At 62.7% G+C, this 22,178-nt stretch carries 19 protein-coding genes; 8 read left to right on the plus strand and 11 right to left on the minus strand.

Annotated features, from left to right (window positions below; genetic code table 11):
* Positions 1 to 40 precede the first annotated feature (40 nt).
* The 3 genes from P0648_RS19495 to P0648_RS19505 all read right to left on the minus strand — a co-directional run bounded on the left by P0648_RS19495 (position 41) and on the right by P0648_RS19505 (position 2,921).
* A complete protein-coding gene (locus tag P0648_RS19495) occupies positions 41 to 778 on the minus strand; it encodes an aspartate/glutamate racemase family protein (RefSeq protein WP_276248855.1) in 738 nt (245 codons plus the stop codon).
* A 72-nt stretch (positions 779 to 850) separates the two neighbouring features.
* Positions 851 to 1,408, minus strand: coding sequence for a MaoC family dehydratase (locus P0648_RS19500; protein WP_276248856.1), 558 nt, complete (start codon positions 1,406 to 1,408; stop codon positions 851 to 853).
* A 58-nt stretch (positions 1,409 to 1,466) separates the two neighbouring features.
* Positions 1,467 to 2,921 (minus strand): acetyl-CoA hydrolase/transferase C-terminal domain-containing protein, encoded by a 1,455-nt coding sequence (locus P0648_RS19505; protein WP_276248857.1) that lies wholly within the window; start codon positions 2,919 to 2,921, stop codon positions 1,467 to 1,469.
* A gap of 167 nt (positions 2,922 to 3,088) precedes the next feature.
* Here P0648_RS19505 and P0648_RS19510 point away from each other — a divergent pair, with 167 nt between their 5' ends.
* The 5 genes from P0648_RS19510 (at position 3,089) to P0648_RS19530 (ending at position 10,470) form a co-directional block, all read left to right on the plus strand.
* Positions 3,089 to 4,294 (plus strand): acyl-CoA dehydrogenase family protein, encoded by a 1,206-nt coding sequence (locus P0648_RS19510; protein WP_276248858.1) that lies wholly within the window; start codon positions 3,089 to 3,091, stop codon positions 4,292 to 4,294.
* Between the two features lie 342 nt (positions 4,295 to 4,636).
* On the plus strand, positions 4,637 to 5,416 hold the full coding sequence (locus P0648_RS19515; protein WP_276248859.1) for an IclR family transcriptional regulator: 780 nt from the start codon (positions 4,637 to 4,639) through the stop codon (positions 5,414 to 5,416).
* Between the two features lie 226 nt (positions 5,417 to 5,642).
* Positions 5,643 to 6,281 carry a rod-determining factor RdfA gene (gene rdfA, locus P0648_RS19520; RefSeq protein WP_277506116.1) on the plus strand — a complete coding sequence of 213 codons (639 nt, stop codon included), beginning with the start codon at positions 5,643 to 5,645 and terminating at the stop codon, positions 6,279 to 6,281.
* 89 nt (positions 6,282 to 6,370) lie between these two features.
* On the plus strand, positions 6,371 to 8,323 hold the full coding sequence (locus P0648_RS19525; protein ID WP_277506117.1) for an archaea-specific SMC-related protein: 1,953 nt from the start codon (positions 6,371 to 6,373) through the stop codon (positions 8,321 to 8,323).
* Positions 8,324 to 8,799: 476 nt separating this feature from the next.
* Entirely contained in the window at positions 8,800 to 10,470 is a 1,671-nt protein-coding gene (locus tag P0648_RS19530) for an aldehyde ferredoxin oxidoreductase family protein (protein WP_277506118.1), read from the plus strand.
* On the opposite strand, the gene P0648_RS19535 is transcribed toward P0648_RS19530, so the two are convergent.
* Positions 10,467 to 10,748, minus strand: a complete 282-nt coding sequence (locus P0648_RS19535) for a ubiquitin-like small modifier protein 1 (protein ID WP_277506120.1) — start codon at positions 10,746 to 10,748, stop codon at positions 10,467 to 10,469. The genes P0648_RS19530 and P0648_RS19535 overlap by 4 nt on opposite strands.
* Positions 10,749 to 10,822: 74 nt before the next feature.
* Here P0648_RS19535 and P0648_RS19540 point away from each other — a divergent pair, with 74 nt between their 5' ends.
* Positions 10,823 to 11,074 (plus strand): MoaD/ThiS family protein, encoded by a 252-nt coding sequence (locus P0648_RS19540; RefSeq protein WP_277506122.1) that lies wholly within the window; start codon positions 10,823 to 10,825, stop codon positions 11,072 to 11,074.
* Positions 11,075 to 11,089: 15 nt separating this feature from the next.
* Here P0648_RS19540 and ilvD read toward each other — a convergent pair whose 3' ends face one another.
* Entirely contained in the window at positions 11,090 to 12,814 is a 1,725-nt protein-coding gene (gene ilvD / locus P0648_RS19545) for a dihydroxy-acid dehydratase (RefSeq protein WP_276248865.1), read from the minus strand.
* A gap of 152 nt (positions 12,815 to 12,966) precedes the next feature.
* On the opposite strand from ilvD, the gene P0648_RS19550 reads away from it, so the two are divergent.
* Positions 12,967 to 14,502 (plus strand): amidase, encoded by a 1,536-nt coding sequence (locus tag P0648_RS19550; RefSeq protein WP_277506123.1) that lies wholly within the window; start codon positions 12,967 to 12,969, stop codon positions 14,500 to 14,502.
* A 2-nt stretch (positions 14,503 to 14,504) separates the two neighbouring features.
* Here P0648_RS19550 and P0648_RS19555 read toward each other — a convergent pair whose 3' ends face one another.
* Complete coding sequence (locus P0648_RS19555) at positions 14,505 to 14,942, minus strand: universal stress protein (protein ID WP_276248867.1); 438 nt, start codon at positions 14,940 to 14,942, stop codon at positions 14,505 to 14,507.
* A gap of 145 nt (positions 14,943 to 15,087) precedes the next feature.
* Here P0648_RS19555 and P0648_RS19560 point away from each other — a divergent pair, with 145 nt between their 5' ends.
* On the plus strand, positions 15,088 to 15,990 hold the full coding sequence (locus P0648_RS19560; RefSeq protein WP_277506124.1) for a dihydrodipicolinate synthase family protein: 903 nt from the start codon (positions 15,088 to 15,090) through the stop codon (positions 15,988 to 15,990).
* A 10-nt stretch (positions 15,991 to 16,000) separates the two neighbouring features.
* Here the strand turns inward: P0648_RS19560 and P0648_RS19565 are convergent, their stop codons facing one another.
* The 5 genes from P0648_RS19565 to P0648_RS19585 form a co-directional block, all read right to left on the minus strand.
* A complete protein-coding gene (locus tag P0648_RS19565; protein WP_276248869.1) occupies positions 16,001 to 17,227 on the minus strand; it encodes an enolase C-terminal domain-like protein in 1,227 nt (408 codons plus the stop codon).
* Between the two features lie 82 nt (positions 17,228 to 17,309).
* A complete protein-coding gene (locus tag P0648_RS19570; RefSeq protein WP_277506126.1) occupies positions 17,310 to 18,746 on the minus strand; it encodes an aldehyde dehydrogenase family protein in 1,437 nt (478 codons plus the stop codon).
* A 63-nt stretch (positions 18,747 to 18,809) separates the two neighbouring features.
* Positions 18,810 to 19,943 (minus strand): UxaA family hydrolase, encoded by a 1,134-nt coding sequence (locus tag P0648_RS19575; RefSeq protein WP_277506128.1) that lies wholly within the window; start codon positions 19,941 to 19,943, stop codon positions 18,810 to 18,812.
* The gene (locus P0648_RS19580) at positions 19,940 to 20,260 is read right to left on the minus strand and encodes a UxaA family hydrolase (protein WP_277506129.1); all 321 of its coding nucleotides are present in this window, start codon (positions 20,258 to 20,260) and stop codon (positions 19,940 to 19,942) included. Before P0648_RS19580 ends, P0648_RS19575 begins: the two co-directional genes overlap by 4 nt.
* The gene (locus P0648_RS19585) at positions 20,257 to 21,447 is read right to left on the minus strand and encodes a UxaA family hydrolase (protein ID WP_277506131.1); all 1,191 of its coding nucleotides are present in this window, start codon (positions 21,445 to 21,447) and stop codon (positions 20,257 to 20,259) included. Before P0648_RS19585 ends, P0648_RS19580 begins: the two co-directional genes overlap by 4 nt.
* Positions 21,448 to 22,178 lie beyond the last annotated feature (731 nt).

Below are 22,178 nucleotides of genomic sequence, written 5' to 3' on the forward strand. Positions count from 1 at the left end.
GGGTCGGCCCCGAAATCGAGACACTCCCGCACGCTGACGTTCAGTCAGTGTGCTGGTACAGGTCGCCGTATCCCTTTATTTCCTTCGCCTCGGGGGGCTTGAACGTCATAATCTTGCTCGTTGACTTCCCGAGCGAGACCAGCGACTCTGCGAGGACGGCGGCCGCGCCGACGCTGTCGATGACGGGAACCGGCAGTTCGGCTTCGAGTGCCTCGTCGAGGCCGCCCATGCCCGCACACCCGAGGCAGATGACCTCCGCGCCGTCTTCTTCGATGGCCTGCCAACTCACTTCGAGGAGTCCCTCTACCGTCGCCTCCCGCGCCGTCTCCGTCTCGATGACAGTGAGGTCGGTACAGCGCACCGAGGCGCACTGCGACTGGAGGCCGGTTTTGATGACCGCGGCCTCGATGAAGTGTTTCGCGCGCGGGAGGATGGTGGCGACGGAAAATTTCGCGCCGAGCATGTTCGCGACGTACATCGAGGCTTCGGCGATGCCGACCACCGGTTTCTCGGTTACCTCGCGACAGGCCTCGATGCCGGGGTCGCCCCAGCAGGCGACGATGAAGGCGTCGAACTCCTCGTCTGGATCGTTCAGTATCTCTTCTAAGAGGCCCGGAACCGCGAGGTAGTCGTCGTAGTAGGATTCGATGGAAACCGGTCCCCGCGCCGGTGAAACGGCCACGATTTCCGTCGTGTCGGCTGTGTATCGGTCCGCGACCCGTCCGATGTTCTCGGTCATTTCCTGGGTTGTGTTCGGGTTGATTGCTTTGATTTTCATTGGCGTCACTCACGGACGGCTGGTCCGTGCGGTACGGTGACAATCGACCCTCAGACGATAAATGGTTCGCCCTCAGTCGTCGAGGTCCTCCGACTGAGTCCCGATGCCTTCAGGCCAGCCAGTGGGTTTCGCCGCCGACGGTTTCGCGTACTCGCGTTTCAGCACCATCGGCGTGCGTTCGAGCGAGAGGACGAGGTCGCCGTCCTGGTTGTAGGTGCGAAGTTCGGTCGTGACGATGCCGACGTGGTCGCGGGAACTGCTCTCGCGCTTTTCGAGCACTTCGCTCTCTGCGAACAGCGTGTCGCCGTGGTAGACGGGTCCGTGGTGGCGGATGGCGTCGTAACCGAGGTTCGCCGTCGCGTTCGCCGACACGTCGATGACGCTCATCCCGACGGCGAGCGCGATGACGAACGTGCCGTCTACGAGTCGTTCGCCGAACTCCGTCTGGGCAGCGTACGCCTCGTTGAAGTGCATTGGGTTCAGGTTCATCGAGATGTTCGTGAACCAGACGTTGTCAGTCTCAGTGACGGTACGGCCGTATGGGTGTTTGTAGATGTCACCGACGGTGAAATCTTCGTAGTAACGTCCTTCCCATCCGGCGACCAGCCGTCGGTCGGTAGTTTCGGTCATGCGTCACTCCAACACACGCCCTCGCCCTATAGGAAGATTTGCATCGTGACAGACTCGCTCAGTCGGTCCAGTCGAATGCGGCAGCCGTATCGAGCGGGATGTGCCCGCCGCTCGATTCGGCCCGCCGCAAGTAGGTAGTGAGTGCCTCTTCGTACCGTGGGTGGGCGCAGTTCTCGATGAGTGCTGTCGCCCGTTCTCTGGGAGAGAGGCCGCGAAGGTCGGCGACGCCCTGTTCGGTCACCACGACGCAGATGTCGTGTTCGGTGTGGTCTACGTGCGGGACGAACGGGACGATTCGCGAAATTTCGCCGTCCTTCGCGGTCGACGAGAGGGCGATGACAGCCAGCGTGCTCGTGCGGCTGAAATCGCCACTCCCGCCGATGCCGTTGACGATGTGGGTGCCTCCGATGTGCGTCGAGTTCGCGTTTCCGAAGATGTCGACCTCGAGTGCGCTGTTCACGCCGATGACGCCCAACTGGTCGATGAGCGCCGGACTGTTCGAGATGTCCGCGTTTCGCACGACGACGGACTCCGCGTACCGGTCGATGTCCTCGAACAATCGTTGCTGGCCCGCGGCGGACAGCGCGAGCGACGCGGCGCTCGCCGAGTCGAGGGTGCCGGCGTCGATGAGGTCGAGCAGTCCGTCCTGGATGACCTCGCCGTAGTAGGCGACGGCGCGGTCGCCGAAGTCGAATGCCTCGAACGACGCCATGAGCGCGTTCCCGAGACTGCCGACGCCGAACTGGAGATTGACCGCCTCCTCGTACAGCGGACTCTCGGCAAATTCCGAAGCCAGGAACCCGGCGAGGTTGGCGGCTATCTGCCGATCTGCGCCGTTCGGTTCGCGAAACTCGTAGGGTTTGTCAGGCCGATCTGTTTCCACCACCAGTTCCAGTTTCTCTGGCGCGAACGATACCTTCGCAGACCCGATTCGGTCGCCGGGCCCGCGCAAGGGAATTGGTTCGCGCCGTGGTGGCAACGCCCGCTGGTACACGTCGTGTAGTGCCGCGAGCGCGAGCGGTTGTGCGTGGTTCACCTCGACGATGAGCTTCTCCGCGCTCTGGACGTACGACGGCGTGTGACCCACGGACGTCGTCGGAATGAGCCAGTCTTCGCCCACGGCGACTGCCTCCACGATGGCAACGTCCGGGTCGCCGTAGTGGCCGAGCGCCACCTCGTCGCCGAGTCGAGAAATGTGGCGGTCGTGGAACGCGATGGTCGCGTCGTTGACCGCCGCCCGCGCACTCGCGGTTGCCTGATAGGGGAACCGACGCGCGATTGCGCCGGCTTCGACCAGCGCGGTATCGACTTCGTCGCCGACGCTGCCGCCGGAGACGATGGTGAGCGACAGGTCCCGGTCGCTCTCTGCGAGCGCCAGTGGGACGGCCTTCGGATAGCCGGCTCGGCCGAACCCGCTCAAGACGAGCGTGGCATCGTCGCTGATACGTTCGGCTGCCGTCGCTGGCGAGCCGATGGGCAATGCACCGCTCGTTCGAGTTGGGGGTAGGTCCATAGCTCGGTCTCTCGGTGTTGCCAGTCGAACGAGTGTCTCCGCTCTCTGACACCAGATCGTGCGGCTGACACCTACACTCGGTGTGAATAGGTGTTAAGCGTTTGCCTCGAGCCAACTATCCCGACTCGTCGCATAGCTTTATTGATGCGGCCGCGAAGCAGAAGGCGATGGTCGAGATACCGACCGATACGGTAGCGCTATCGGAACAACAGCGACTGGTGCGTGACAGTATTCGGGACATCTGTAGCGAGTTCGACGACGAGTACTGGCAGGAGAAAGACGAGAACAACGAGTACCCGCAGGCGTTCGTCGACGAACTCGCGGCGGGTGGCTGGTTCGGTATCCTCATTCCCGAGGAGTACGGCGGCGCGGGCATGGGGACGAGAGAAACGGTCGTGATGATGGAAGAAATCGCCGCGAGCGGCGGGGGCTTCGCCGCGGCGCAGGCTATTCACGGTGGTATCTACAACAGCGTCCCCATCGTCAAGTACGGCAGCGACGAGTTGAAAGCCGACCTGCTCCCGAAGGTGGCAGACGGCCGAAAGGCGATTCAGTCGCTGGGGCTGACCGAACCGAACGCCGGGTCAGACTCGACGTCTATCGAGACGACAGCGACCAGAGACGGTGACGAGTACGTCATCGACGGCCAGAAAATCTGGATTTCGCGGGTGGACGCGAGCGATTATCTCCTCGTCGTCGCGCGAACGACGCCGAAGTCGGAGGTCGAGAAACGGACGCGTGGCATCTCTCTCATCCTCGTCGATATCGAGGAAGCGAAGGCGAACGGCCAACTCGAAATGAAGCCGATTCCGAAGTCTGCGAGCAACGCCGTCCACGCCTTCGAACTCTGGTTCGAGGGCTTGCGCGTGCCGACGGCCAACCGCATCGGTGAGGAGGGTAAGGGCTTCTACCACCTGCTCGACGGGCTGAACGAGGAGCGACTGGTCATCGCCGCCGAGTGCATCGGCCTCGGCGAACTGGCGCTCGACCGTGGCGTGCGGTACGCCCGCGACCGGGTCGTGTTCGACCGGCCAATCGGCTCGAATCAGGCCATCCAGCACCCGCTGGCCGAGGCGTACGCCCGGGTGCAGGCGGCGAAACAGATGACCTACAGCGCGGCGGCGGACGTCGACGGCAATTCGAGCCGTGACGTGGGTGCACAGGCGAACATGGCGAAGTTCCTCGCGGCGGATGCCGCGTTCGAGGCCGCGGACGCGGCGGTGCAGTGCCACGGCGGGTTCGGTATCGCTCGGGAGTACCACGTCGAACGTTACTTCCGCGAGGCAAGACTTACGCGCCTCGTCCCGATTACGCAGGAACTCGTGCTCAACTACGTAGGGACGAAAGTGCTCAACCTTCCCCGTTCCTACTGACGGGCTGGTCTTGGCCATTCGCCTCGCCGAACCGACAGGTCTGTCGAGCCGCAAGACGACGCATAGATTGCCGCGTTCGGCAGCGTGGAACACGAGACAACTGAATATCCGTCTGTTATCCAGCGAAATTATCGGACCCTGTCCGCAAATAATCTGGAATATCGGAAATAGTCCCGAAAACGCGCGTCACTGGGTAACACATTCGGACATGCTTGAACTTCCCCTGTACGTGGCACGTGTTCGCACCTCACGAACGGCTAGATGACAGATATGAGTGCTGTAGCCCACGAATCGGGGGTTTTCCAGACGGAACACTTTTGTCCCACTGTGGTAAGTGATTACATGGACATGTCGGAAACGCCAACAGGGACGGGAACCATCAAATCGGTCGAAACGGCGTTCGCCATCATGGAACTCCTCGCAGACACCCAGCAGACGGGAGTTACGGACATCGCCACTACATTGGGCCTCGCAAAGAGCACGGTGCACAACCACCTCAAGACGATGTGCCATCTCGATTACGTCGTCAGAGAGGGTGACAAGTATCGACTCAGCTGGCGGTTCCTCGAACTGGGCGAGGAGATTCGCGACAACCACCCGAAATACCAGTTGTTCCAGCGCCACACGGAGAACCTCGCGACGCACTTCGAGGAGCGCGCCCAGTTCATCGTCGAGGAGAACGGGCGCGGCGTCTACCTGTTTCGCGAGACCGGTCGCCACGCCGTGCGGACCGACTCCGGCGTCGGCAAACGCATCTATCTCCACTCGACTGCCGCGGGCAAGGCGATTCTTGCCCACATGCCCCCCGAGCGCATCCACGAAATCATCGACACCTGGGGGTTGCCTGCCGTCACTCCCTATACGATTATCGACGAGGACGAACTGTTCGCCGAGTTGAAGCAGATCCGCTCGCAAGGCTACGCGTTCAACCGCGAGGAGAACTTAGAGCGCCTCAACGCGGTCGGCGTCCCCGTTCGGGACCCCAACGACGGCGTCCTCGGGGCGATGAGCGTCTCCGGCCCTTCCCACCGCTTCAAGGGCCAGTACTTCGAACAGGAGATCCCCGACTTCATGCTGGGACTCGCCAACGAAATCGAACTGAATCTGGCGTATCCTCGGTGAGTCTGCCCCCACAAATTTCGACCGTTCTCGACGCTGCACCACTCGTGCTATCACGAACCGTGTTCCACCCTCCCGAACACTTCCGCGTTCGGACCAAACCTGGGCTACACCATGGAACTGAACGATGGCAGTCGAATTCGATCGAATTCCCACCCCTTACTCATAACAGCTGTACTACTGTGATGGAAACAGTGAAGTTGGTCAGCATCCAACGTACCCACAACCGATGGCCGACGAAAACGACGGAACGACAGGGCGTTCGTCCGGACGACGGAGCAAAGTAGAACGGCAACTCGAAACGTACGACTTGACCCACCTAGCGGGCGAACTGGAGCGGTCGTGGAACGGCACGGGCGGCACCCAACAGCGAAGCCTCCGCGAACTCGCGACGTACTTCAACACCGCGATGCTCGAATCCGCGATGACGGAGGCCGGGATGCAGACTCTCGAAGGCGACGTGGAGACGGCCTATCGACTGTTGACCGACGAAGAGGCGAGTTCGGGCGACCGACTCAGGCTCAGACGCAGGCTACAGCGCGATGGCGTGGACGTGGACCAGTTAGAGCGGGACTTCGTCTCGTATCAGGCGATTCGGACCTTTTTAACGAAGTATCGCGGCGTCGAGTACGAATCGGACGACGAAAACCGTCTCGAACGGACCAATCAGAGCCTCCAGAAGCTTCGCGGGCGGACCGAGACGGTCACCCAGAGCAAACTCTCCCAACTCGCAACCAGTGAAGACCTCACGCTCGGAGAGTTTCGCGTCATGGTGAGCGTTCGGGTTTTCTGTGAAGATTGTGGCGGCCAGTTCGAACTCGGAGAACTCCTCGGTCGTGGTGGCTGTGACTGTTCTCCCTCCCCCTGAGGGAATTCTATTACCCCGATTCCGCTCCCTGCGGTGGGTTCGAGACACCCTGAACACTTAAGGCCACTCGCTTTCAATTAACCTTAAGAATGAGCATAGAACAACCAGTCGAGGAAGGTGCCCGTATCCACGTCGAGAACGTGGGCGGAATCGAAGAGACCGACCTTGCGTTTTCACCCGGTGTTACCATTCTTGCGGGTCGTAACGCGACCAACCGAACGTCGTTTCTGCAGGCGATTATGGCCGTCTGTGGGAGTGACAACGTCTCCGTCAAAGGCGACGCAGACGAAGCCTACGTCGAGTTGACACTCGGCGATGAGACGTACACACGGTCGCTGTCGCGACACAATGGCGTCGTGAGCGGGGACGGCGACCCGCTTCTGGACGATTCGATGCTCGCAGACCTGTTCGCGTTCCTCCTCGAATCGAATGAGGCACGGCGGGCCGTCGCGCTGAGCGAGGACCTGCGCGAACTCATCATGCGTCCGGTCGATACCGACGAGATTCAGGCCGAAATCGACCGGCTGGTCGCGGAGCGCAAATCCCTCGAAAGCGAACTCGACGAAATCGACTCGCTGAAGGGGAACCTGCCGAAACTCGAAACCGAGCGGGGCAACCTCCAGGACCAAATCGAGGAGAAGAAAGTCGAACTCGAAGCGAAGGAAGAAGAACTGGAGGCTATCGACGCGGACGTAGAGGAGTCCCGCGACGAGAAAGCCGAACTCGAAGACCGGCTTTCTGACCTCCGGTCGAAGCGGTCGGCGCTCGACGACGTTCGCTACGACCTCGAAACCGAACAGGAGAGTCTGGACGCGCTCACGGGCGAGCAGAACGAACTCGAAGCAGAAGACGCGGACCTTCCCGAGGCACCGGTCGGCGAAATCAAGGAAATCGAGTCGGAAGTCGAGCGCCTCCGTTCGAGAAAGCAGACCATCGAGACTGAAATCAACAAGCTCCAGAGCACTATCCGCTTCAACGAGGAGATGCTCGAAGGGTCGAACCGCGAGGTGCTCCAGGTGCTCTCGGCGAAGCGTGCAGACGAGTCCGGGTCGGTGACGGACAAACTGCTCGAAGACGACGCGACGACGTGCTGGACGTGCGGGAGCACGGTCGAAACCGACCAGATTCAGACCACGGTCGACCAGCTCAAAGAGATCAATCGCGAGAAGATTTCGTCGGTAAACGAGATTCAAGACGACTTGGACGAACTGAAGACCGAACGCCGTGACTTAGAGAAGAAACAGCAACAGCGCGAACAGGTCGAACGCCGCCTCGCCGACATCGAATCCGAAATCGAGGCACGCGAAGAGAACATCGAGACGCTCCGTGACCGCCGTACCGAACTCACGGAGGAGATCGAAGCCATCGAAGCAGAAGTCGAGGACCTGGAGGACGACTCCTACAGCGAGATTCTCGACGTTCACAAGGCGGCTAACCAACTCGAATACGAACTCGGTAAACTCGAAAACGACCTCGAACGCGTCGAGGACGAAATCGAGTCCCTCGAATCCCGTATCGCCGAGCGCGACGCCGTCGAGGCCGAACGCGACGAGGTACAGGCGGAAATCGAGGAACTCCGGACGAAAATCGAGCGCATCGAGGACGAGGCCATCGAAGGCTTCAACGAGCACATGGACACCGTGCTCGAACTCCTCGATTACGCGAACATCGAGCGCATCTGGCTCGAACGGGTCGAACGCGAGGTCCGTGAGGGCCGCCGCAAGGTCAGCAAGAGCATCTTCGAACTGCACGTCATCCGGTCGACGGCGTCCGGGGCGACCTACGAGGACACGGTCGAACACCTGAGCGAGAGTGAGCGCGAGGTGACGGGCCTCGTGTTCGCCCTCGCCGGCTACCTCGCCCACGACGTCCACGAATCGGTCCCGTTCATGCTGCTCGACTCGCTCGAAGCCATCGACTCAGAGCGCATCGCGACGCTCCTCGAATACCTCGCCGATTACTCCTCGTACCTCGTGGTCGCGTTGCTCCCCGAAGACGCCGCCGCACTCTCGGACGAGTACCAGCGACTCACCACGATTTAATCGCCGGTCGATTTTCGGCCGTGTTGCGGTTTGAGAAATCGTCCCGAGTCACGTGCGCCGAATATATTTTAATTTTACAATAAAAACGTACAATTCCAGTCAAAAACATAAACCGAGCCAATTCTTTCTTTGGCCCGGAATTAATATCTGTCAGCATATCATGTAATTATTACTAAATACTAGAATACGCGGATATAGTTCTGAATTTACGATAATTATTGCATATTCTCAACTAAAGACTCAATCAACTTCTACTAGCATAAATAGAATGAAGGTGACAATAATATGGCTGTAGAATTGATGAGTTTACCATGTCCAATCTTAACCTCCTCTCTATCGCACGTAATTTTTGATAGTTTGTATAGTTTTTCTGGTTTGGATTGGTGGGCGGAATGCAGGGATTTATGTGGGTGGTCGGAACCAGTCACTCGAAAAGCGCAGGGGTTTATTGCTCTTGCCACTGTGTGACAAACCACATGATGCACGCAGTCGGTCCACTACTGACAGTGGACGTGGGGGCGCGAGAAGCGACCGAGACGAACATCGACGACGAATTGGGAACGTTCATCGGGGGCCGCGGCGTGGCGACGAAACTCGCCCACGACCGCATTCCGTTCGACGCGGACCCGTTCGGCCCGGAGAATCGGGTGTATCTGTCCACGGGGCCACTCCAGATGTCGAACATGAGCTTCACCGGGCGGATGAACATGACGGGCCTCTCGCCGCTCACGGACGGCCTGCTCTCGACGAACGCCGGGGGATACCTGTCGCGGAACTTCACCGGGACGGGAATCAGCGTTCTCGAACTGGCCGGGGAGAGCGACGAACTGCTCGCCGTCCACGTCACCGACGACGGGGTCTCCTTCGAAGAAGTGCCCGAACTCGAAGGGGCGGAGGTTCCGGCGGTCACCGAATACATGAACGAGCACCACGGCCTCGAAGCGGAGAACCTGATTACCATCGGGCCTGCCGGTGAAAATCTGGTCCGCTACGCCTGCGTGATGACCTACGACAGTCGCGCCTTCGGGCGGGGTGGACTCGGGGCGGTGATGGGTGCGAAGAACGTCAAATGCGTGACCTTCGCGGGCGACTCGCCGCCAGAAATCGAGATGGACGAGGAGGTCCAGTCCACCGTCCACCAGAATGCGGCCACGTCGGACGACATGATGCGCCGGCAGGGGACGACCCAAGGGACGGAGTTCATCAACGACAACTTCTCGCTCCCGACGAAGTACTTCGAGGAGTACCACTTCGAGCACGCGGACAAAATCGGCGGCGATGCTGTGGAGGAAAAGAAGTACAAGAAGGCGGCCTGTTCGGTCTGTGCCTTCGCGTGCAAGCTCCCCACCCGCGACGAAGCGCGCGGCGTCGAAACCGAAGGCCCCGAGTTCGAGACGGTGTTCTCGTTCGGGTCGAACCTCATGGTCGACGACATCGTGGACGTGATGAAGTCGAACGAACTCTGTGACATCTACGGGCTCGACACCATCAGCGCCGGCAACGCCGTCGCCGCCTACCTCAAGGCCGAAGACGAGTTCGGTAACGCGGACCTCGTCCACGAACTCGTCGAGAAAATCGCTCACAGAGAGGGCATCGGCGACACTCTCGCAGAGGGAATCTCGCGGTTCGCAGACGACCTCGGGGTCAGAAACTACACGGTAAAGGACATGGAGTTCGCCGCCCACGACGGCCGCGTCCTTCACGGACAGGGCCTCTCCTACGCGGTCGCCAACCGCGGCGGCGACCACATGTACTCGACGATGCTCCGGCTCGAATACTCCGGTCAAATCGACCCGGAGGGCTTAGACGGGAAAGCCGAAATCGTCCGGGAGCGCGAGGACCACGCTGCGTTCCGCGACAGCGGTATCGTCTGTGCGTTCGCGGGCGGCACGGAACTCATCAACCCCGAGCAACACGAAGTACTGTTCGGCTGTGACTACGAGGACCTGCTCGCTGTCGGGTCACGCGTGGTCGAACTCGAACGCCACTTCAACAACAAGCGTGGGATGGACCGCGCCGACGACAGCCTCCCCTACGACCTGCCGGGCATCGAAGACGCACTGACTGAGTACTACGAACTGCGCGGCTGGAACGACGACGGCACCGTTCCCGACGAGACGGTCGCGGCCTACTCGAACGCCGACTAACCGCCGTGGACCGGCGGCGCGGCTCGAATCACGTCGCCGTCTGTGAGTTCGGTCGCCGGGCCGTCGAACAGCGACACCGGCTTCCCGTTTTTTGTCACCGTGACCGCTCCCGAGAGGTCACCCTCGGTGGTGAGCACTCGTCCCTCCAGGTCGGGATGGGCGTCTGCGAGTTCGGCGAAGAGGTCTGCGACGGTCGCTCCGTCGGGCAGCTCGCGGCGAACGGTCTTCTCACCGACCGCCTCGCGGAAGGGACCGAACAGATTTACCTCGATGTTCATAGCCTGCCTTCGACGTCGGATGACTTGGTTCCTGCGTCGAAACGCCCTTGCTCATTCCCTTCATAGGCCTCGCTGTGAAGGTAAACGTAAAGTGCTACGGCAGTGTCCGAGCGGCGACCGGCCAGAAGGTAGTCTCCGTGGACGTGCCCGCCGAAGCCACGGTCGAAGACGCCCTCGACGAACTCGCGGCGACTCACGCCGATTTCTCCGACCAGCGCGATACAGAACTCGTGCTGATGCGGGAAGGAACACACGTCCAAACGGAGACGATTCTCGCTGCCGGTGACGTGCTGAGCGTCTCGAACCCGCCGATGGTCGAGGACTGAAAATCGTGAGAGCAGTTAGTCGCGTTTCGCGCCCGGATTCGTGACTGCGCCGCTTGCCGCAGACCCGAAGGTCTGCCCGTATTTGGCGAGGACGCCCGCGCTGTAATTCGGCTCGGGGGCCTCCCAGTCGTCCAATCGCTCAGCGAGTTCCGCGTCCGAGACGTCCATTTCGAGGGTGCGGTCTGGGATGTCCACCGTGACCATGTCGTCCTCCCTGATGGCCGCAATTGGGCCACCGACCGCCGCTTCTGGAGCGACGTGACCAATCATGGGGCCGCGCGTCGCGCCGGAGAACCGCCCGTCGGTGAGGAGGGCGACGTCGTCTTCGTGGCCCGCGCCGACGACGGCTGCGGTGACGCCGAGCATCTCACGCATTCCGGGCCCGCCCTGTGGTCCTTCGTTCCGAATGACCAGGACGTCGCCCGATTCGATGTGTCCTTCCTGGACGTAGGCCATCGCCTTTTCCTCATCCTCGAACACCCGGGCAGGGCCCTCGTGGTGGAACTTGTCGTCGCCAGTGACCTTCAACACCGCGCCGTCGGGTGCGAGATTCCCCTTCAGGATTTTAATCGCGCCTTCGTCGTGTTTTGGCTCCTCGACGGTGTAGAGGAAGTCGGCTTCGATGTCCTCGTCTGCGGGTAAGTCGAGCTGGTCGAGCTCTTCTGCGATGGTTCGACCCGTCACCGTGAGCGCGTCGCCGTGGATGAGACCGGCTCCCAGCAGGCGACGGATGACCACCGGGACGCCCCCAATCTCGTGGAGGTCGTTCATCACCCGCGACCCACCCGGCTGGAGGTCGGCGATTTTCGGCGTACGCCGGGAGATTTCGTCGAAGTCGTCGATGGAGAGGTCGATTCCTGCTTCGGCGGCCATCGCCAGCAGGTGGAGCACCCCATTCGTCGAACCGCCAAGTGCGACTTGCACGGCGATGGCGTTCTCGAAGGATTCCCGGGTGAGGATGTCGGAGGGGCGGCGGTCGTTTGCCACACAGTCGAGGACGATTTCCCCCGCTTCTGCCGCGACCTCGTAACGGTCGTCGTCCTCCGCCGGTGGACCCGCAGATCCGAGGGGGGCGAGGCCGATGGCTTCACTGACGGAAGCCATCGTGTTCGCCGTGAACATTCCCCCGCAGGACCCCGCGCCGGGACAGGCGTTTCGCTCCAGGTCGTCGAGTTCGTCCTCGCTAATCTCACCTTCGGCATACGCGCCGACGCCCTCGAAGACGTTCTGGATGGTCACGTCGCGGCCGTTGTGCTGGCCGGGCATAATCGAACCGCCGTAGAGGAAGACGCTCGGCAGGTCCGTGCGGACGGCCGCCATCATCATCCCCGGGAGATTTTTGTCACAGCCAGCCACCGTGACCAGCGCGTCGAGTCGTTCGCCGAAGGCGACGAGTTCGACGCTGTCGGCGATGACCTCCCGCGAGATGAGCGACGCCTTCATTCCTTCTGTGCCCATGGAAATCGCATCCGAGATGGTGATGGTGCCGAACTCGATTGGCATGCCACCTGCTTCGTCGACGCCCTCGATGGCGGCGGCGGCCACGTCGTCCAGATGCACGTTACACGGGGTGACGTCCGCCGCCGGATTCGGGACGCCGATCATCGGCGAGGCGAGGTCCTCGTCGTCGAACCCCATCGCCCGGAACATCGACCGATGGGGTGCTCGCTCCGGTCCCTCCGTCACGTCGTTGCTGGGGAGGTCCGGCCGTTTGCTGCGCTCTGATTCTTCGAGGCTCATGGCCTCAACGTGTGTCCCGTGTGCTAATAAGTGTTCACGACCCGGGAATTTGTGCGACGGCGGGCGAAGCTTTTTGCGCGACCATCGAGAGAAGGTGGTATGGCACGGCAACACACGACTGCGGTCGGGAATCGACACACGGGTGGGACGGCGTGAACGACCGATTCAGACGCGTCGCCTCGGAGCGAATCGGCGACCTCGGCGCGCACGTCGGCCTCTCACTGTCCGACCGGGAGCGCCGAAAATACGAGGACGCGGTGGCCGACGCGAACGCCGACGCAGAGACGCTCGAAGCGGCGACGCAGGCCTCGACACGCCCGACGTTCGACCTCTCGTCGGTTGTCCGCCACCCTGGCCCGGAGCGTGACCCGCACAACGCCTACGTCACGACGTTCGAGGCGACGGACGCGGACGGGGACACCGACCTCGCAGACCTTCGAGTCGCGGTCAAGGACAACATGGCGGTGGCGGGCGTGCCGATGACCTGCGGGTCGCGCGCGCTCTCCGCGGCCGTCCCGAGCGAGAACGCCGCCGTGGTCGATAGACTCCTCGCGGCTGGAGCCACACTCACTGGGAAGACGAACATGGACGAGATGGCCTACGGCCCGACGAGTGAGACGAGCGGCTTTGGCCCCGTCTCGAACCCTCACGACGAAACTCGCGTCGCAGGCGGGTCGTCCTCGGGCAGCGGCGCGGTGGTGGCCGCCGGTGATGCAGACGCCGCCCTCGGCAGCGACACGGGCGGGAGCGTTCGTATCCCGGCCGCTTTCTGTGGCGTCGTCGGCTTCAAACCGACGTGGGGGGCCGTCCCCCGAACTGGATTCGTCGACCTCGCCTACACCCTTGACCACATCGGCCCACTCGCCCGCAACGTCGAAGTCGCGGCGCGCGTGTTCGACGCCATCGCCGGCTACGACGTCCGCGACCCGAGTTCCGCCCTCGCCGGTCGAATCGGCGTCGGCGAGACTGCAGATTCACTCGCCACCAGTCCCGACGTTGGCGACCTCACTCTCGGCGTCCCCGAGCAACTGGTCGCAGACCACGTCTCGCCAGGCGTTCGCGAGGTGTTCGAGACGCGACTGGACGAACTCGACGAAGCGGGTGCGAACTTCGTCGAGGTGTCCATCCCGTCGCTCGCTGACGGCGTCCCTGCCTGGAATACGATTACGAACACTGAACTCGCGGCGGCGTTCGGGCAGACGGTCACGCCGGTCGAACGACGCGGCCCCTTCGACGTGGACTGGTACGACGCCGTTATCGCGGGTGTGCGAGCCAACGAAAACCAGTTCGGGGCGGTGCTCCGGCGGAACCTCGTCAAGGGGGCACACCTGCTCCACACCTACGGCGGCCGCCACTACGTCCGGGCCCAGACCGTTCGCGACCGGATTCGCCAGGAATTCGACGCGGCGCTCGCGGACGTAGACGCCCTCGTCTCGCCCACTATGCCCGTCGTCGCGCCGGAAATTGGGGCGTGGCAACCGCTTAGCGACGGTGACGACGAGAACGCACTCGACGTGCCTCTCGCGGTGAACACGCGCCCCGCCGACCTGGCCGGGATTCCCGCGATTTCGGTCTCCGGTGGCACCGCGGACGGCATGCCCGTCGGCATCCAGTTCATCGGTGCGAAAAACGCAGACCAGCAGGTCCTGCAAGTGGGCCACGCCTTCGAACAGTTCGTCGCCGAGTGACCCTACGGGTCGCTCATCACGACGACCACGGGCAACTCGGCGCTCAGCAGAATGGATTGGGTGGTGCTTCCGAACAGTGCTTTCCCGACCGGCGTGCGCTTTCGCCCGCCGATGACGAGGTAGCGGGCGTCCTGGCGAGCCGCTTCGTCGAGCAGTTCTTCCGTCACGTCACCGACGCGCCCTTTCGCGTCGATTCGACCCGGTTTTTCGACCGTCCCTTCGACGACTTCCGCGGCGACCTTCGCTGCGTCCGCGATGCCGTCGTCCACGAAGTACTCAATGTCGGAATCGGCTCGGTCTGCCTGCCGGTCGTCGAAGTCTTCCTGCGAGAGGACGTTGATGACGGTCAGGTCGTCGTCGTACGCGTCGGCCATGTCGGCACCCACGGTTACGACGTTGTCTTCGGTCACGTCACCGTCCACCGCTGCCAGTATCGTCATGGTACGGAGAACACAGAACCGTCTATTAAACATTGTGCTGTGATAGCGCAGCACTTGCCGGTGTGTCTGTGGCCAGCCACCGACACCGCGGGCAAGATTCGGGACACTGGGAAGAATTAACTGCCTGCCCCCTCTTTATCGGGCCATGTCAGGTGCGAATACAGCGATAGAAGGCGTACTGTGCCCGCTGGTCACGCCGTTCGACGGCGACAACGGAGTGGACGAGGCCGCACTCGCGGACCTCATCGGCCACCTCGAATCTGCAGGGATGGACGGCCTCGTTCCGACGGGGACGACAGGCGAGTTCGCAAGTCTCACGGACGAAGAGTACCGTCGCGTTCTCGAAACGACGGTCGAGGCAACGACCGACCTCCCGGTGATGGCGGGGACCGCCCACACCACCGTTTCAGGCACGCTGTCGCGAATCGACACCGCTGCCGAGGCGGGCGCGGATGCGGCGCTCATCGTGCTACCCTACTTCCACGGGGCGAACGACCCGGCCGGCAACGAGGCGTTTCTCACCGGGGTGGCGGACGACGCCGCGCTCCCGGTCTACCTGTACAACATTCCGGCCTGCACCGGGCAGGAAATCGACCTCGAAACGCTCGCGTCGGTCGCAGCCCACGAGAACGTCCACGGCCTCAAAGATTCGAGCGGCGACTTCAACTACTTCCTCAACGCCCACAAACGCGCCCCCCGCGGCTTTCGGCTGTTCCAGGGATTCGACAGCCACGTCGTCCCCGGACTGCTCATGGGGTCTGCGGGCGGTATCAACGCGCTCTCGAACGTCGTTCCAGAGGCGTTCGTCGCGGCTCGCGATGCCGTGGCAACAGGCGATACGGAACGGGCACGCACCATCGGAAACGACCACATCGGGCCGCTGTTCCAGCAGTGCGTGACCCACGGCTTCGCCCCTGCAACGAAGGCGGCGCTCGAAGCCCGCGGCTGGCTCGACTCGGCGGCCGTCCGGCCACCGCTCGTCGAACTCGACGCGGACGCGAAAGCTGACATCGGGGAGGCAGTAGCTGACGTACTGGCCGATTTCTAAACGCCGCTGACTACCAGCGCGGCTTGTTCGGCAGCCAATCCGCTCGGCCAACGTCGGCCATGCCGTCCGCGTACTCGGCGGCCATCGAACTCACGGAGGAGTAGGCGAGCGGGTCGGATTCCTCGTACAGTTCGTGCATCCGCTCCAGTTCCCCCTCGTCGATAGTCACTCCGAGGCCAGGGTCGTCAGAGAGTTCGATACAGCCGTCTTCGAACTCGATTGGCTCCTCGATGACATCGTCTGCCATCCACGGATAGTGGGTGTCACAGGCGTACCGAACCGTCGGCATGGCCGCGGCGACGTGAGCCATCGCCGCCATGCTCACGCCGAGGTGGGAGTTCGAGTGCATCCCGACGCCGAGGTTGAACGTCCGCGCGACGTCGTCCAAGCGGGTGTTGCCGGTGAGGCCGCCCCAGTAGTGGTGGTCGCTCAAGATGACGTCGACCGCGTCCATCTCGACGGCCGGGGCGATGTGGTCGAACTCGGTGACGTACATGTTCGTCGCGACGGGATAATCGACGTGGCGCTTCAACCGGGCGTGGGCGTGCAGGTTCGCCACCGGGTCTTCTAAGAACTCGATGTTCAGGTCGGAGTCTCTCAGCCGCGTCGCCACGTCGATGGCCGTCTCGACGCTCCACGTTCCGTTCGGGTCGATGCGGAGCGGGGTGTCCGAACCGAACTCTTCTGCGAGCAGTTCGAGGGTCTTCAGTTCCTCGTCCGGCGGCAGGACGCCGCCTTTCAACTTCAGGACCCGAAAACCGTGTGCGTCCACGAACTGTCGCGCCTCGCCGACCATGGCTTCCGGCGTCATGACCTCCTCGGGGGCGATGGCCGCGCCGTCGGGGTCAGAATCGGCGTACTTGTAGAACAGGTAGCCGGAGAACTCCACCTCGTCTCGCACCTTGCCGCCGAGCAGGTTGTACACCGGTTCGCCGACGGCTTTCCCGAGCAGGTCGTGGATGGCGGTATCGACGGCTCCGTAGGCCATCGGGTCCTGCAACCTGAGTTCGAGCGGGCGCAGTTCGTAGACGTTTCTCCCCTCGACGAGCGACCGAGCGCGTTCGAGTGCGTCGATGACGCGGTCGTCGGCGTAGGTTTCTGCGACGCCGACGGTGCCGTCTGCGGTCACGAGGCGGACGATGGTTCTGGCGGCGAGTTCGCTGTGCGCCCCCCACGAGTTTCGCAACGGCGGCTCGCGATGTGCGACGGGTATCACCTGCATCTCTGCGACGTGCATGTGACGGGCTACCGTGGAGGGGGGACGAAAAGCTATGGGAACGGGCAAAAATGTAAGAAAAGCCACAACCGCAATTGGCTGCTTAGAACGTCTCGTACACCGTCTTCGAGATGGTGTAGAAGTCGAGGCCGGCGTCGCCCTGCTCGCGCCACGTCTCGCTCGACGAGTTCTTGAACCCGCCGAACGGGACGTGCAGTTCGACGCCCGTCGTCTTCTGGTTGACCTTCACGATGCCCGCTTCCGCGTCGCGGGTGAACTGTTTTGCCTCGTTGAGGTCTTCCGTGACGATGGCCGAAGAGAGACCGAACTGGACATCGTTTGCCGTCTCGATTGCCTCCTCGTAATCGGAGACGGTGATGACGGCGAGCACCGGCCCGAACACTTCTTCTTGGGCGATGCGCATGCCGTTGTCCACGTCCGTGAACACGGTCGGTTCGACGAAGTAGCCGTCACGGTCTACTTTCTCGCCGCCGGACACGAGCGTTGCACCCTCGTCCTGGGCGAGTTCGATGTACTTGAGCGTACTTTCGAGTTCGGACTCGCTCACGTGCGGACCCATGTCAGCACCACTGTCGCCGGGGCCGATTTCGAGCGACTCTGCGTAATCGACGATCCCTTCGACAAAGTCGTCTACCACGTCTTCGTGGACGATTGCTCGCGAGGTTGCAGTACACGCCTGCCCCGTGACGCCAAACGCGCCCGAACCGACGATGTTTACCGCGCGGTCTACGTCTGCGTTCTCCGTCACGACCGTCGGGTTCTTTCCGCCCATTTCCGTCTGGACGCGCTTTCCTTCCACCGTCGCCTCCTCGTACACGTGGTGGCCTACCTCTGCGCTCCCCGTGAACGAGACGGCGTCGATGGCCTCGTGGGTCGAAAGCGGGCCGCCGATTTTGCTCCCCGACCCGGTGACGTAGTTCACGACGCCGTCGGGCGCGCCGGCTTCGTCGAGACACTCGACGAGGATGCGGGCACACTCTGGCGCGATGGACGCCGGCTTGAGAACCGCCGTGTTGCCCGCCGCGAGCGCCGGGGCGAGTTTCCACGCCGGAATGGCAATGGGGTAGTTCCATGGCGTGATGAGCGAGACGACGCCGACTGGTTCGTTTACCGTGTAGAGGTCCGTCGAACCGCCGCTCGCCGCTTTCACGTCGCCGCCAATCTCGCGGGCTTTCTCCGCGTAGTAGTAGAAGATATCGACGGCGCGGCCGACTTCGCCCGCGGCTTCGGGTCGCGTCTTCCCCTCCTCGCGGACGAGCGTCGCCGTCGCCTCCTCGCGTCGGTCGTCGAGCGCGGCGGCAGTCCGTCGGAGCAGCGCGCCCCGCTTCGGACCGGGTGTCGCCGCCCACTCGTCCGCTGCCTCGGCCGCCGCCTCGATGGCGCGTTCTGCGTCTGCGGCGCTCGAGGACTGATAGCTCCCGATGACGTCCGCCGGGTCGGCCGGATTGGTGTTCTCGAACGTGTCACCCGTCTCGGCTTCGGTCCACTCCCCGTTTACGAAATTCAGGTTGGTTCCCATACACGACGACGTTCTCACCCAAGCCTTAGGGGTTTTTCGGTGGGTGCAATCCCCACCCGGAGCCTACATCGACGGGCCGACTCGCGTGATGGCGAACTCGGTGAGGCCGTGGTTCTCCGCACAGCACGGGTCGCCGTTTGCGATGGCGCGGACCCGGTCTTCGAGCCCGTCGAGGTCCGTCGTCGTCGCATCGATGTCGATGTCGTCTGGCAGTGCTGCCACCGTGTCCACGTCGCCCGAGACCTTGAGCACCGGGACGATTGGATGGCCTGCCGGGATGCCGTCCGCAGTGACGTGAACGACGAGCTGCGCGCCAGCGGCTGCGAGGCCCGTCGCCGCCTCCTCGAAGTTCGACGGGGCGTCCAGCAACGCGAGACCCGAATCGATGGTGACCTGGTCGCCATACTCGACGACTTCCCGCGCGGACTGGTCGCCCCAGACGCCGGTCACTCGGTCGAAAGACGTGCCGCTCGATGCAGCAGCGAGATGGCTCGCTTTCGGCGGGAGGTCGCGGTGGCGAGAGAGTAGGGCTTCGACCTGCGCCGCCGTCTCCTCGTTTGCCGCGGCGGCAACCGCTTCATCGCCGTGGGTGGTGATTCGCTCACTGCCTGCGACGACGACGCGGCCACCCGCATCGACGATTGCGTCCGTGAATTCACCGACGAGCGGTTCTGCCGTCTCGACGCTCGACTCGCTGAGGTCGCTGCAGACGATGCCGACGGTGAGGTCTCCGAGACTGGCCGACCCGCGCTCGGTCTCGTGGGCCGACCGTTTCAGCTCTTCGACCAGCTCGATGCCCTGTTCGACGCACTCGTCGGTTCCGCCAACCCCCTGAATCGAGAGTTCCGAGACGGGCACGCCGCGGGCTGCGAGGTCCGCCGCGAGACTGTCCGACTGAATCACCTCGCATCCGAGGCCGACGACGACCGTGCCGGCGATGTTCGGGTTGGTTCCGATGCCGAGGAACGTTCGCCTCGTCTGGTCGTTGTCGCTGCCGATTTGCGCACACCCGTGGTCGTGGGGCGTGCTCACGGCGTCGGGCACTGAGGCGGCGATGCGGTCTGCGACCATGTGCGAGCAGATGACTGAGGGGAGGACGAGGACGCGATTTCGCACGCCGATGCGACCGTCACCGCGGTCGAACGCCTCGAACTGCACCGCACCTTCGGTTTCCCTGACCGTGCCGGCCGACTTCATGCGACCTCACCTCCCGAGGTGGTGGCTTCCAAATCGCCACGCCCGCGGGTGCTCTCACAGTTGTGCGTGTGGACCCAGTCGCCCGGTTCGATGTCGGTCGAGGCTCGGCCGATGACCTCGCCGTACTTCACAATGTCCTCGCCGCGAGCGACCGACGTGATGGCGAACTTGTGGCCGAAATCGACGTCGTCTGCGAGCGTAATCGTCCGGCCATCGAGGGCGATTTCGTGGCCCGCCGGAAGGTCGGCAATTGCGGTGACGACCACGTCGCGCTCGGTCATGAGCAGCGCCGCGCCGTCTACGACTTCACCCTTCATACGCCCGCCCCCAGTCGCGCCAGTTCGTTCGGCTGGAGTTCGTTGATAGCGAACTCTTCGAGACGGCGCTTCTCCGCTTCGGTTCGTTCCCCGTCCGCAACGGCGAGCAGTTTGTCGTAGATTCGCGTTCCGACGGTGTCGAGCGATTCGCCGTCGATAATCGTGCTCGCATTCACGTCCATGTTGTTGGACATGCGCTCCCAGCACTTCGGGTTCCCCGTCACCTTGATGACCGGGGCGATTGGGTTGCCGGTGGTGCTCCCGCGCCCGGTCGTAAAGGCGACGACCTGTGCGCCGCCGGCCACCTTGCCGACGACGCTCTCTACGTCGTAGCCGGGGGTGTCCATCAGGACGAGCCCCCCGCCGACGGGGAGTTGCTCCCCGTAATCGACGATGCCCCGAATGGGCGAAGTCCCGCCTTTCGAGATTGCGCCGAGACTCTTTTCCTCGATTGTCGTAAGCCCGCCCTCCTTGTTACCGGGTGACGGCTGGGCTTCGCGGATGTCTACGCCCATCATCTTCGCCATGTTCTCACGGCGTTCGACGCGGGCGAGGAGTCGCTCGCGCACCGTTTCGTCCACACAGCGGTCGGCGAGAAGGTGCTCTGCGCCGATGAACTCTGGCGTCTCGCTGAAACTGGCCGTGCCGCCGTCCGCGATGAGGCGGTCACAGGCGTTCCCCACCGACGGGTTCGCCGCGATGCCGCTCGTCGCGTCGCTGCCGCCGCATTCGACGCCGAAGACGAGTTCCGAGGCGTCTGCCTCTTCGCGACGAGCATCTTTGATAGCGTGATTCAGGTCCTCGCACACGTCCGCTCCAGCATCGAGCGCGGCACGGGTTCCGCCGGCGTCTCGAATCGAGAGCGTCTCGACGGGTTTGCCGACCGACGCGATTCGGTCTGCGACCACTTCCGCGTCTATGTCCTCGGTGCCGAGTTCGACCACCAGCGCGGACCCGACGTTCGGGTTCTGTCCGACGCCGACGAGGACGCGCTCTGTCTGTTTCCGTGCCGCCTCCGGCTGGGAGGTCCCCATCTGATGCGGCGTTGCTCTTGCCCACGCCCCTGCATCCCCCGCGACTCGCGACGCGACGCTCGCGGCGGCGACCGACGTGGGAATGACTGCCACGTGGTTCCTGACGCCGATCCGTCCATTCTCTCGTCTGTAACCCGTGAATGTCGGTACCATCTGTCTCACGTTTCGAAATGAGATGGCATAGTTCTTCGCCTCAAGGTGCCCCTTCGTCGTCGGCGTCATCGCCCGAACGGACGCCGCAACTCGATTCATCCAGTGTGGACGGCCCACTCAGTGTCGCTCTCGCAGAAAACCGTGGGATGGCGCGGTTGTGCCCGGCGGCACCCCTCGAGGTTGGCCCGAGACAGGAACGTCCTCACTGATAATTTTTGGGGCCGATTCACGCGAAACGTTGGTTTACAGCACGGTACGAGCTCGCATACGACTTCTCGACGGGCGAACGAAAAATCGAGGGAAAGCCTCGCATACGCGGCCCGCATGTGGAAATACCCGTTCAACTAGAAGAAACGACTACCCGGACATGGCGAATCGACTGGTTCCGTGGCTCCAACGGCGGACTCGACCCCCTCGACTCACCGTCTCTTCAGTGAAAACCGACAACCGGTGACCCAACAATCCGCTATTTTCGACGTGATGGTAACCACCTGACTTTCTCCTCGCAGTAATGGGCACACCTGTGCATCGGTGATGACATTTGTAGTATTTCAACGCTTCAGCGCCGAGAGTGGATGGATGTCGCAAACTGGCCGTGAGATTTTGCGAATCAACAATGGTATCAACTCACACGGCATTCGCAAATCATTCAGCCATACTGAACGCAAATATTCCACGGCTGAACGCATCAGCGAGCGGGGAGGGGGTGTCGCCACATCTTGTATTTACAG

The sequence above is a fragment of the Haladaptatus sp. DYSN1 genome (genome assembly GCF_029489995.1).
GTDB lineage: Archaea > Halobacteriota > Halobacteria > Halobacteriales > Halococcaceae > QDMS2.